Below are 12726 nucleotides of genomic sequence, written 5' to 3'. Positions count from 1 at the left end.
CAGCGCTCAATTTGATAAAGATTCGCACCTCTATCAAACCGGGTAACCCCACCTTTGGCAAGGCCCTACTGTCAGATTAAATCGAAACTACTACAGCTAATCCGATATTGGCGCCACAGTCGACAATTAATGGAGATATTCCTTCCCTCTTTAGCAAATTGTAATACCCTTCAATATCTTCTCGGCGCTTCAGGCTCTTAAAACTATAATCTTGATCTATATAGATCTGTTTAGTTGTGCACCAGTCGATTGCGTCTCTGATCTGTACGGTAAACATGGAGTTATTGCAACGATCAAATGCTAACTGAATCTTGAAAAAGGGTGGAGTAATTAAAAGAAACCGTTTGCGTCCGAGGAAAAACTTCCAAATGTTCTTCACCCAAATTTTCGAAAACTTTATGAGCGAGGTCGGTTCACATAACGAGTAGGTGGAGATACGTGGGCTCGGTTTTCTTAACATAGTTGCTTAGCTAAATCTAATTTCACGTTTAATATGCTCCCTTTCGAAAGAGTGACAATAATTTTCAAAAATTTTGCTAGTGTTAGCGTAACTGCCGCTAAGATTCAATTTGAACTTCACGACCATTTAACTGAGTACTAACGGTGCTGGACTAATCCGATTACTAAGCTCATGTATTATAGCCAGGACTCTTCTTCTCCAAAGGTAGCTTTTCATTAGCAAACCGACTCCCACGCACAAGCAAAATTCGTTCGGTATCTTCTACATCGTATTTGACGCTCACGATTGCTACGACACTATCCCCTTTCGACGTTTCTCCTCGCATTCAAAAAAGGCAGACAACCCGCGCCGCTCAATATAGCTCGTTTCCATATTGCGGCCTTGTGATTGAGAATAGGCAAGTATGCACAAATACCAGTTGAAACCGCTTGAGCGCGGAGGTCGGCACATTATCAGAGCCACAGCAAAATTCTTAGTAAAGCAATATGTATCTAACAATTGGATTCGCCGCTGCTATATTTGGACCAAAGACCTTTCAGCTAAAATTGTCATGCCAGTATTTCCTTTACTGCATGAACTGCTTTTCCAGAAACTGACGCTGTATCTGAGAAAACAGTATTTATACCGAGACCGTTCATCACACATTCCTATTTCCACAAGTCTTTATCCGACTGCCGCGCCTATTGCCGCCAATTTCAGTCCCAAAGTATCAGTCATTGTGTTCAGCTACAATCAGGCTGAGTTTCTACGGCAACGACTCAACTCGATTTATCAACAGACATTCACCAATTTTGAGGTCATTCTTTTGGATGGCGGTTCGACGGATGGGAGTAAAGATATTCTCGAAGAATATCAATATCGCTATCCTCAGGTGACACGCTATGCCTTTTATGAAAAAAATTCTGTGACTATGGGTCAATGGAGTCGCGCTTTTACCATGGCGCGAGGGGATTTGATATGGATAGCCGAAAGCGACAGTTACTGTTCCTATAACTTCCTGGCAGAACTCGTAAGATGTTTTATAAATGAGGCAGTAATGCTTGCTTTCGGCCTCAGTGTATGCGGGGATAGTAGGTTTGCTAAATCAATGCACAACTCAAAGGAGCATTCACAGAAGCTACACTTTGAGTTAGGGCCCGATCCATTTGTAATATCCGCCCACCGCTTGGTAAATAAAGCCTGGTTCATCAAGACTAACTTGCCAAGAATCAGTAGTACCGTTTTTCGTCACCCCCGGAAACTCGAATTGCTAAATAATAAAAATTGGCAACGAATGACAATATGTCGCGACTGGATGCTCTATTTACATCTGATTCGTGGAGGGCTCGTCGCCTACTCTCCTCACGCCACGAATTACATTCCCTTGTATCAAAATGACGTCGAGGAAAATGCGTGTCGTACTGATTTTTATTATCAAGAGCACGAGCAAGTTGCAAAAGCACTAACCTCCTTGTATCGACTAGAAGTGGACGTAGTAATACGACAAAGGCGGATTTTGAAATCGTTATGGCTTGCTTCTCGTATGGATTGCTCTGAGGAATCATTTAAAAAATGCTACGACTACGAACGAATCCAAAAGAACGCCGCGGAGCACAAGCCAAATATACTGATGGCCTCTTTCGCTTTAACCGCAGGTGGGGGAGAAACATTTCCAATCAAACTCGCCAATATCCTAAAGGCTGCCGGTTATGGGATTACTTTTCTAAATTGCCATAAAGCGCCCACCGAAGCCGGCATAAGGCAAATGCTTCATCCGAGTATACCCCTGCTAGAGCTTGATACCCTTTCAAAGCTTGGGTCGGCTGTTGATGACATGGGCATAGAGCTTGTGCATTCACACCATTCATGGGTCGACGTATGTGTTTCCTATTTTCTGGAGAATAGTCCTCACATTCATTTAGTAGTTACCACCCACGGCATATATGAGATGACGCCTCCCGCTGTGTTGGCTCAAATTTTTCCACTGCTCAAAAAGAGGGTGAACAAGTTCGTGTATTTAACGGATAAAAACCTTCCGGTATTCATGTCCCATCAATTCGATCTTGGCAGTTTCGTAAAGATTGGTAACGCCTTGGACATAATTCCGATAACACCTGTTCCTCGCCAAACATTGGGGGTTCCAGAAGATGCGTTCCTAATTTGTTTGGTTAGTAGAGCCATCCCTGAGAAAGGCTGGGGGGAGGCTATTGAGATTGTAAAATTAGCACGTAAAATCAGTAAGAAAAATATTCACCTGCTACTTATAGGTACGGGGCCAGAATATGAGCGACTTAGGTTTATTGTTGAAGATAATTTTGTACATTTAATAGGATTTCGAGGAAATGTTCGCGATTACTTTGCAACGTCTGATCTCGGCTTTTTGCCCTCACGCTACCCAGCAGAAAGCTTTCCTCTCGTATTAATCGAATGCCTTCTTTCTAACCGCCCCATATTGGCGAGTAATTTGGGTGAAATTGAAAACATGATATCAACCAGTAAAGGTCATGCTGGAATGGTATTCGACTTAAACAACTGGACCATTCCTATTTCCCATGTCGCTAGCCTCATTGTTAAGTACGTTGAAAACACCAATCTGTACCTTGATCACCTGCAAAAAGTACCTGAAGCCGCGGCAAAGTTTGACCCAGTAACCTTATTTAAGAAGTACGAATCTGTTTACCTTGAATTAATAAAAAATGGCTCAACCTCTCTGAGCGAGACAACCGTCCACCCCAACTAAAGGGTGGGATTTTCTATTTTCTACAGCCCTAAACAGAAAAACAGCAGCATCTTTTTATCGGAACAAATCTTTGAGGAAGCTTCCCCATCCATAAGCATATCGGTGATATCGGTATGCAATCAACCCTTGTAGAGCCATCGGTAGGCGTCGCCATCGGTCAATCGGTAACGTAGCGCGCGCTCGGAGAAGTTTTATAACTTCATTGAACAGGTAAATCCTTTCCGCATCAGTCGGAAAGCGATCGGCAAATTCCAGTAGACGCGCCCGTGCTCTTTCATATAGCAACACTCGTGGTCCGTAGATTTCCTCAACGGTTTTATCCCGATTTCTGCCCGGTCGCGGTATTCCGACCTGGTTATGGCCGTGCTGCCTATAAGCAATAAGCGGAGTTGGCAATGCAACCAGATGAGATGTGGTGCCGATAAGCAGAGCGATCCACGCATCGTGCCACGTGGGCGGCATCGACAGCAGAAAATCGCGAAAACTGGAACGAAAGGCCATGGTTGCGCCGGTGGCCACCGGGTGCCTGAGCAGCACGCTGAGCGCATCGCCAGCTTCGACCTGTGCCTGCTCCTTCGGTTTAAATCTAAAGTACTTCCATAATCGCGACCCGAGAGGTTGTAAATTCTCGTCAACCACGTCGGCATCCGTAAATACTGCACCGGTCTCTGGTCTGTCGATGAAAACAGCTTCGATGGTCTTTACCTTATCTGGATACCACACATCATCCTGATCACAAAGGAAGATAATATCGCCCCGGCACTCGGCTATGGCCAACTCGAAGTTGCGTGTGCTACCCATTCGCTCATGCTGGAGGAAGCGGACCGCAAAGGGCGCGCGCCGGGCGAATTCTCGCACGATGACCTCTGTGGAGTCGGTCGATGCATCATCGCAGATTACCAGTTCGTCCGGTAGTCGCGTTTGGCGGGCGATACTGTCCAGTTGCTCGCCGATGTAGCGTTCGCCGTTATAGCTGGCGAGCGCGACCGATAATGAGAGCGGTGTAGTCATTTTTCCTCAGCCGATCACAGCGTCACGAGGGGCTAGCAAATAATAGTGTCGAAGAAATCGATTAGGGAGGCACCATCACAAGGTTTTATTACGGAAAAATTAAGAGGGTATTGAATCTGTCGACACGTTCCCTTTCGCCAGCACTTCCGTAAAAAGATCGAGCATTTCGCTCGCGTACCGCTCCTGAGTAAAACGTCCCATCACCCACGCGTAGCCCGCTTGTCCCAGCTTTGATCGAACTTTGGGGTTCTCATACAGATACTGTATCTTATCGGCAAGCTCATTGTGATTGCCGCGCTCATACAGGAGGCCGGTTTTCCCTTCTTCAATCAGTTCGGCTGTTCCGCCGCTGTTTGCAGTGGCGATAACGGGCTTTCCTGCCAGCATTGTCTCCACGATTACGCGCCCAAAAGCCTCCCAGGCGGAACATAACAGTGTGACATCGGCAATGTGTATATAGCGCACCGGCTCTTTTACGTACCCAGTAAACGTAACCCGCTGTTCGAGGCCGTAGTCCCTCACCTGCTCACGCAGAGAAGCCGTAAAGAACCTGTTCTCATCGCCGACTATGAGTAGATGAGCATCAACGCCTCTACGGACTAGCTCGGACAAGGCCTTAATTGCCTCGTCCTGCCCCTTCCACGGTTGTATCGAGCCAACCATGCAACACTGAAAACAAGTATTACCAGGATTGCGATCAAGCCCTTCCTCTATCCCAACGTGCAAGGTGACGGATTGATAAACGACACGCATCCTGTCTCGCTTGATGTAGCGCGAATACTCATTGGCTACTGCGCTCGAAACCGGGACAATGCGTGCGGACAACTCCTCTATGAGGCGCGCTGACAAACGGTTCCCGAGGTCAAATGTTATTCTGGTGTCGCGATACGGGGACTCGTGCAGGTGCCAAACGTGCGGCTTGCGTGCCAGCCAGGCGGCGAATGCCCCCGCGGCGACCGCAACGGTATTGGTGACAACAACATCGCAGCGCCAGCGCCTCAGCACTATTGCGATGCGCGCGGCAGCAGTCAACCCGTGAAGGGTCCGAAAAAGACGGCGGGGGAGAGATTTTCCCCTCAATTTCCACCACCAGGGATAACTTATTAACCGCCATTCGATATTCAGCCTGTCGAGCTCTTCGAGGAGCGGACCTTTTTTTGGTACGAACACCAGGCATTGGACACCTAATCGATGGAGACCTTGCAACAGCTCCAGCAATGCGAGTTCCGCACCATTGCGCGCGGCTGTATGAGAGACAAAGCAGACACGCATCAACCTGCGTTCCTTCGCAATCGGACGTGTACAGGAGGAATACACTCCGTTCGAGTTCTCATATTACCCCATCCGGGCGGTAAGGTTTTAGCATGATTCTGGGTTGCTGCTATTGAAGCCAGCGGGATGGGAAGAACATGTCCATCAACTCCTCAAGGAGGCGGTGCAGGGCCCAGGGAAGGCATATTATTCCATTTTTGCCAGGCAATTCCGATGGCCGTAAGCACAAGAAGCAGGTAGAAGGTCTGCCGAAAGAAAACAAGATTATCTGTCACGCCGCAAAGAAAAATAAAACAGACCAGCGCCGCTCCCAAGGAAGCCATCCGGTGCAAGCTGAATGTCTTGTACCAGCTCCACAATAAATACGCATAAGCTGCCAAGCCGAGCGCGCCGAGATGCATTCCAATTTCTATCCAGTCATTGTGGTAATGAAGGATATCGTCGTGGAATTCCCGCAGGTTTTTGTAGATGCCGCCCTTGTAGGTCTCCACGTTTTTTTCGAAGTAGTTTATTGCCATGCCTGTGCCATGACCGAGAAGAGGGCGTTCGGCAATTCCGTGCAGGCCGATATCCCACAGCGCGAGCCGGTATCCGACGCTGCTGCCATAGTTTCCCGCTCTGGATAATTCGATGTCATCTTTCGCCTGCGCGAGCCTTTGCTGGAAATTGCTGCTGTTGTAAGCAAAAACTGAAACCGCTGCCGCCAGCAATGCCATCATGCCGAGAAACGTCTTGATCTCCCGTTTGTATAGCAAAAAAAGTAAAATCGCCGCTGAAGCAATTGTAGCGATAAGAATTCCGCGTGCGCTCTGACTGAACTGGAGAAACAGCAATATGATTGCGAGCAGCCACAACGCAAGTTTGGCCTTTTTATTTCCGCTGACGCCAGCAAGATAAAGAGTCACTAGTGCTCCGATCCCCAGGACGGAGGAGAAGTGCAGGTAAGGCATGCCCAGCGGTGGAATTCCTTGCTCTCCGACAATGAGCAGCTGATAGATACCTGCCGCGACGGCGCCGAAATAGCCAGTCAACAAGCCGAAGATCGCCCAGGGGAGCCGGGCCTTAGTCAAAAGGGAAAAATAGGGAATAAAAACCAGAAATGCGAAATAGCGCCGCCACACCTTCAACCCGGCCTTGGGATCGTCGCTCCATAGAATTCCCAATGCGAGGACTAGGCAGAGAACGAGCAGGGCGACAACCAGCGGCTCTTTCGTTGTCTGTCTGAACCGGCTTAAAGCACCATCCAGGACCCAGGCGATCGGAAGAAGATAGTAGGCATAAAAACTCAGGCCCTTGTGCCACAGGGCAATGCCAAAGAACAGGAGTGCGAACTTTGCCAGCGCGTTGCGCCAGGCGTCGGCGCCTTGCAACAGGGCTGGCGGGGGGGCGGAAGTTGCCACGTTTCAGGAAGTAGAGGAAGTCATAGGCGGCGGTATCATAACTTATGTGGGCTGCCTGGGGCGATGATCCGAGTAGGCCCAGCTCGATCAGCCCGGCGGCAATATGCCAAGATTGGTTCTGTTACGGATAGAATGGAAAGGGATACTTCGCCCGCGCCCCCGATTCGGCCGTCTTTCACCTATCCTTAAAAGCGGCTTCCGCGAACCACCAGGTTAAAATGGACTGAATATACATAAAGGAAAATTTACTATGAGATCACTCATTCTTGTTGTCGCATCATTTGCGTTTACTACCGCATTCACGGCCCATGCGGGCGTTATTGGACCAGAGGGCTGGTCCCCTGCGGGATGCGGTGCGAGGCCCCAGACACCCAGCATCGACTCAAGCTCCGCGGATGCTTTCAATAAGAGCGTCGGGGCAATCAATGAGTGGCAGAAGCAGCTGCTGGCGTATCACGACTGCATGGTGAAAGAGGCAAACGCCGACAGCGCGGCTATTAATCACGCAGCAACCGGTGAGCAGAAGCGTATTAACGACGCGATAGAAAAGGTAAACCAGGATGCTACCGCAGGGCGGCAAAAAGTAGAACGCAGCTCTTCTTCGCCCTCTCCAACGCTGGCGCCGCCTGCAGGAACCATGCCTGGCAATCCGGGTTATTAGGCAAATACCCAGCCGCGATTTAATGGCGGGGACGCGCCTGGGAGTTGTTGCACGTCCAACCACCTAAGTACATGGGGTAGCCAACGATGGTTGGGAAAGGGCCCGAGTGCCCCCGTTCGTGCCGTCACGCCGATTTCAAGTCTTGGGGAAGCAAGATCATTGAAGACATTGAACTCGATCCTTGCCACCGCGGCAATCGCGCCCTCCATCCTGATATCGGGATTGGGTTCGGCGCTAGCGCAGGCCATTTCGTCTCCCCGCGTTTCAACGGGTAACGCGGCGGTTTCCCTTAGCCCGGTGGTAGTCAGCGGAACCCGCGTGGAACAATCGAGTTTTTCTCTGCCCATGTCCATTGATGTGGTGGAGGGCTTGGTGGTGCAGGACAGCCAGCCGCGTGTCAATCTGTCTGAAGCGTTATCGCGCGTACCGGGAGTGCTGATTCAAAACCGGCAAAACTATGCCCAGGATCTGCAGGTATCGATCCGCGGCTTCGGCGCCCGCTCCACTTTCGGCATACGCGGGATACGCCTGGTTGTCGATGACATCCCCGCCAGCATGCCGGACGGGCAGGGCCAGGCGGCCAATATCAACCTCGGTTCGGTCGAACGCATCGAAGTTCTGCGCGGTCCTTTTTCCGCTATCCATGGCAATGCCTCGGGGGGCGTGATCCAGGCGTTTACGGAGGATGGACCCGCTAGAGCAACGATAACAGGCACGCTGCTGGGGGGCAGCTTTGGCACCAGCCGGGGCGAGATCAAACTTGGAGGAACCCTTGGCGGAACAAAGGGCGCCGACGGCAATGCCATCCCCGGACCTTTCAATTACATCGTCGATATCTCCCGTTTTCATACGGAAGGGTACCGCGATCACAGTGCCGCCACACGGTTCCAGGCAAACGCAAAGCTCACCTATCGAGTTACGAACGATAGCACCTTGACCCTGGTATTCAACGAGCTTAACCAGGGCGATACGCGGGACCCGCTCGGACTGACACAGGGGCAAATGCTCGCAAATCCTCGTCAGGCGGATAGCAGGGCGATCACTTTCAACACGCGCAAGAGCATCAATAATACCCAGGGTGGTCTTGTATATGAGCATAAGTTTTCTCCCGAGACTTCGCTCAAACTGATCAGCTATGCCGGAACGCGGCAGGTGGAACAGTTTTTGGCAATCCCTCGGGTCGCACAGATACCTGAGACCAATTCGGGCGGGGTAGTGGACCTTGACCGGGGGTTCGCCGGCTTGGGATTGAGATTGGCGCACCGAAGCAGCGGGCCGCAGCCAATCACCCTCACCGGGGCGATCGAATATGAAACATTCCGCGAGCGGCGCAAAGGCTACGAGAATTTCTCCGGGACCACTTTGGGGGTCCGCGGAGACCTGCGGCGTGACGAAAACAATACCGTGACCAGTCTCAGCCAGTATGCGCAGGCTGAGTGGCAATTCACGCCCTCGTGGTCGCTTTCCGCAGGGGTACGCAATACCGAGGTGAAGTTCAAGTCGGACGATTTTTTTATCCGGGGCGGCAACGGGGATGACAGCGGCGGCGTCACTTACAGCAAGATCACCCCCGTAGTGGGACTGCTGTTCAAGGCCACTCCCACCCTCAATCTTTACGCCAGCGGAGGGCAGGGGTTCGAGACGCCAACTTTCGTCGAGCTTGCCTATCGCCCGGATGACGCCGCGGGTCTCAATTTCGCGCTCAGGCCGAGCAAAAGCGACAATATCGAAGCAGGGTTGAAGTGGCTCGCTACCAACAGCACGCGCGTCAATCTCGCGCTTTTCGAAACCCGCGTGAGCGGCGAGATTGTGCCTGCAACAAGCTCCGGCGGGCGAGCGACATTCCAGAATGCTTCCGATACGCGCCGCCGCGGCGTGGAATTCTCCGTAGATGCGTATTTTGCCCGGGACCTGTCGGCATATGTATCCTATACCTACCTCGATGCCGTCTTTCGCGATCAATACAGCTATCGTCCGGCGCAGGCGCCGGCAGCGGTGACTGTCTCGGAGGGCAATTTCCTGCCGGGTGTGTCCCGCAACACCGCCTTCGGCGAACTTGCCTGGCGGCGCGGGCTCCCCGGATTTTCCGGCGCGGTGGAGGCACTGTACCGGGATCGAATCTTTGTCAACGACGTGAATACCGAAGCCGCAAAAGCATATGCCATCGCCAATGTCCGTGTGGCCTATATGCGGCAGATCGGTGCCTGGAAGATCAGCGGATTCGCGCGCATCGATAATCTGACGGGCACGCGCTACGTCGGCTCCGTGATCGTGAATGAAGCGAACGGGCGGTTTTATGAGCCCTCGCCGGTACGGAACTATATGGTGGGCCTGAACGCAAGCTACACGTTTTAGAGGCGCTGCCACAGGACGCTCTTCCTTCCTCTTCCTTCCTCTTCCTTCCAGCCCCAGTGTGGAGGCGCTTTATCAGCTCCGCCTCCAGTTCAACGGACGGCCTCTCCACCATTTTAAGATGTTATGCCATTGACCCCCCGGGGCGAAGCTTACGGGAACCGAAAAAGGCAGCTTCTCGATTCCCCTCGAGGCTGTGGTCAAGCCGCTTTCTGAACGAATTGTTATTCTCCTGAAACTCATCATCATCCTAATCGCCACGTTTCCCCCTCAGCTATTCCTGCAACCGACCAGTCAGAAATATTCAAATATTCGCCAGCTTCGTAAATTCCGTTCAAGTATCCGTTTGTCTTGCCGTTAGAGACCGATGCGCAATGAGCCGGGTAAAACCCGTTTTTGCATATGGCGGGATAGGGCATTTTTTGTATCGCCGTGCTCATTTATTCCATTTTCTATTGCTGCCTCATCTGACCTGGAAACGTCTATGAAAGACCGATCCTGCGCATTGATTCCAGCCGTACAACACCAACGGCATCGGTCTACCGACACATCCGTGCTTCTGCCGCTTACAACGGCCCATTCAATTTCCTGGGGGAAAAAATGTTAAGTCCAAATGTCAACAATGCGACTGACCAGCTGGCCCTGGCGTACTCCACCATCCGCCAGGTGGACGCTTTTGCATTTGCAAGTATGAACACGATGGTAGGAAAACTGAGTCCAGATCCGGACTGGTTGCCCACAGTGCGACAGCGCATCGAGCTGTTGAGTGAAGCGGGTGAACATTGGCAGCTAAAGAAAACAGATATTTGGGCTCCAGTCTTAAACCAGTTTATCAATTACGGCACATTGTTTTCCGGCTTTGCGCAAGTTGCGCCCAGTATCGGCGACGACAAGGATGCATGGATGGAAATACTGAATGCGATGAGCGCAGCCCTCGCGACAGGAAAGAATGTGACGCGCGCCGCAGAAGGCCAGTTTACGTTGCAGATCAATAATCTCAACAATATTCGGCAGGTACTCGACACCAGCATTGCGACTGCTTGGAACAGTCTGGCAAGCGAAGAACAAGCCATGATCGACCTTGCCACCCAAGTTACTGCGTTGCAGGACCAGCTCGGTGGCCTCGAGGGTTCGCTGTCGAGCGCGGAAATCGCGGCGGGAAAAAACTTCATTCAGTCTTCGGTCACCATCAGCTATACGCTGGTTTCCACCGCAGGCGTAGAGGTTCCTTACCTGGCGATCGGGGGCCTGCTTTTCACCGTTGGCAAGATGGCTTACGACCTGATCGTGACGGATAAAGAGATCGATCAAACCATAGGCAAAATCGTGAGGTTGCGCATCAACATGTCGGAAAACGCGCAAGCCGCTGCCATGAGCAAGGCCGTTATCCAATTGATCGATAACTTCGACAAGAGCCTGTTGGCGGTGAATCGCCAGTTGCCGCCGATGGCTGCCATGTGGGATGCCGAGCAAACCAAGGTTCGCCAGGTCATCAACGCGATTAACGCAGGCGCCAACCCAACACAAATTGTCGATCTGGTAGCGATGCCCGCCGCTTCGGCCAGCTGGAACACTTTATCGGACTTCTGCATCAAGCTTTCACAAGTGACGAGGAACGGTCAACCGGTGACGGTTACCACGACCAAACCTGTCACCACCTTAAACTTCGCCACCCCACTCAAGGAGTTTCATTCGTGATTACCTCGATTACCTCGATTAGCACAAACACCGCCGCCGCAACCAATACCAACAGCAGCACGGCCTCAGGCTTTGCTTCTCTGCAGATTGTGACCGCGTCCTGTCACGGGGTGCTGAACACGCAATTTATCCCGCCCAGTCCGAAGCCCAGCTGGTTCGATGACCTCAACGCCAAGCTGGACGCAGCCAAAGTGCTCGCGAACCAGTGGATTGATGACATCGCCCCTAAATTGACGGCGAGCGTACCCAGCCACGTGATTGACTACGGCACGACCTACACCGCGCTGACCGATCAAATCGTCGATTTGCTGAACAAGAACCCGAATGCCAAGGGCAAGGACAACCCGGTGGTGCAACAGGTATTTGCGCTTATCAGCGCGTTGCACGATGAAATCGAAACGATCATCACTGATGTGATCGGCACCCAGGAGCAATTGAAAATCTGGGGAGATGCAATGCAAAAATCGCACGATGATCTGTTCGCCGGGGCGGCCAACATTCAATCTCTGCAGGTCGATTTACAGGCCGATATTGGCAAGATGAACGCCGCGATTCAGGGTCTCCGGGCGCAAATTGACGCCGAAAACAAGGCGATCGTGGCGGGCGCGCTCGCTATCGGCGTGGGCTTGTTCGCCCTGGTGGTCGGAATTGCGCTTGCACCTGTCACTGGCGGCGCTTCGCTTATTGTCTCGGGTATTGGTGGTGCGGCAATCATCGGTGGCGCAGTGACTTGGGGCGTCATGCAGGCAAAGATCAATGGTCAGTTTGACGAAATCGCCGAAGATCAGAAAAAGATCAGCGACGACAAGCGTCAGTTGGTGGCGCTTCAGGGCTTGTCGCTTGCGGCGAACTCTGCCATCAGCTCCATTGCCACCGCCACCAGCGCGCTATCGGACGTGAAAGTCATGTGGACCATGTTCCAGAATGAACTGCAGGGGACGATGGACAAGCTCGAGAAGACGGACGAGAACCTGTCCGCGATCGTGAACAAGGCCTACATCATCGCGGCTCAAAACGAGTGGAATCTGGCTGTTCAGTTCGCGCAGCAATTGTCTGGCATGGCTGTTCCTGTGGAAGCGAAAACGCTGCCCATGGCAGCATAGAACTGTTTTTTGCCTGGGGGGGTGTTTCGTTGCCAGGGCACCCCCTTTTT

Annotated in this window: 8 protein-coding genes; 5 read left to right on the top strand and 3 right to left on the bottom strand. The window is 51.9% G+C overall.

The window, feature by feature from the left end; all coding sequences use genetic code 11:
- Nucleotides 1-863 precede the first annotated feature (863 nt).
- Nucleotides 864-3179 (top strand): glycosyltransferase, encoded by a 2316-nt coding sequence (locus BM022_RS12770; protein ID WP_091139857.1) that lies wholly within the window; start codon nucleotides 864-866, stop codon nucleotides 3177-3179.
- A 54-nt stretch (nucleotides 3180-3233) separates the two neighbouring features.
- On the opposite strand, the gene BM022_RS12765 is transcribed toward BM022_RS12770, so the two are convergent.
- The 3 genes from BM022_RS12765 to BM022_RS12755 form a co-directional block, all read right to left on the bottom strand.
- Nucleotides 3234-4190: a glycosyltransferase family 2 protein gene (locus BM022_RS12765; RefSeq protein WP_091139854.1), complete on the bottom strand. Its 957-nt coding sequence runs from the start codon at nucleotides 4188-4190 to the stop codon at nucleotides 3234-3236.
- Between the two features lie 99 nt (nucleotides 4191-4289).
- Nucleotides 4290-5462 (bottom strand): glycosyltransferase family 4 protein, encoded by a 1173-nt coding sequence (locus tag BM022_RS12760; protein ID WP_091139851.1) that lies wholly within the window; start codon nucleotides 5460-5462, stop codon nucleotides 4290-4292.
- Nucleotides 5463-5614: 152 nt separating this feature from the next.
- Entirely contained in the window at nucleotides 5615-6862 is a 1248-nt protein-coding gene (locus BM022_RS12755) for an O-antigen ligase family protein (protein WP_256209168.1), read from the bottom strand.
- Nucleotides 6863-7112: 250 nt separating this feature from the next.
- On the opposite strand from BM022_RS12755, the gene BM022_RS12750 reads away from it, so the two are divergent.
- From BM022_RS12750 to BM022_RS12730, 4 genes are all read left to right on the top strand, one after another.
- A complete protein-coding gene (locus BM022_RS12750; RefSeq protein WP_091139850.1) occupies nucleotides 7113-7523 on the top strand; it encodes a hypothetical protein in 411 nt (136 codons plus the stop codon).
- A gap of 159 nt (nucleotides 7524-7682) precedes the next feature.
- The gene (locus BM022_RS12740) at nucleotides 7683-9878 is read left to right on the top strand and encodes a TonB-dependent receptor family protein (protein WP_256209167.1); all 2196 of its coding nucleotides are present in this window, start codon (nucleotides 7683-7685) and stop codon (nucleotides 9876-9878) included.
- Nucleotides 9879-10475: 597 nt separating this feature from the next.
- Nucleotides 10476-11573 (top strand): alpha-pore-forming cytotoxin subunit MakB, encoded by a 1098-nt coding sequence (locus BM022_RS15575; protein WP_177191719.1) that lies wholly within the window; start codon nucleotides 10476-10478, stop codon nucleotides 11571-11573.
- Nucleotides 11570-12676 (top strand): alpha-pore-forming cytotoxin MakA, encoded by a 1107-nt coding sequence (locus BM022_RS12730; RefSeq protein ID WP_177191718.1) that lies wholly within the window; start codon nucleotides 11570-11572, stop codon nucleotides 12674-12676. The genes BM022_RS15575 and BM022_RS12730 overlap by 4 nt, the downstream gene beginning before the upstream one ends.
- Nucleotides 12677-12726: the final 50 nt, after the last annotated feature.

Source organism: Nitrosospira sp. Nsp14 (genome assembly GCF_900113575.1).
Taxonomy (GTDB): Bacteria; Pseudomonadota; Gammaproteobacteria; order Burkholderiales; family Nitrosomonadaceae; genus Nitrosospira.
This window is presented reverse-complemented; position numbering and strand designations above follow the sequence as displayed.

Coding starts and splice junctions, on each gene's coding strand:
- BM022_RS12765 (WP_091139854.1), bottom strand. CDS start 4,190: ATGACTACACCGCTCTCATTATCGGTCGCGCTCGCCAGCTATAACGGC.
- BM022_RS12750 (WP_091139850.1), top strand. CDS start 7,113: ATGAGATCACTCATTCTTGTTGTCGCATCATTTGCGTTTACTACCGCA.
- BM022_RS12770 (WP_091139857.1), top strand. CDS start 864: ATGCACAAATACCAGTTGAAACCGCTTGAGCGCGGAGGTCGGCACATT.
- BM022_RS15575 (WP_177191719.1), top strand. CDS start 10,476: ATGTTAAGTCCAAATGTCAACAATGCGACTGACCAGCTGGCCCTGGCG.
- BM022_RS12760 (WP_091139851.1), bottom strand. CDS start 5,462: ATGCGTGTCTGCTTTGTCTCTCATACAGCCGCGCGCAATGGTGCGGAA.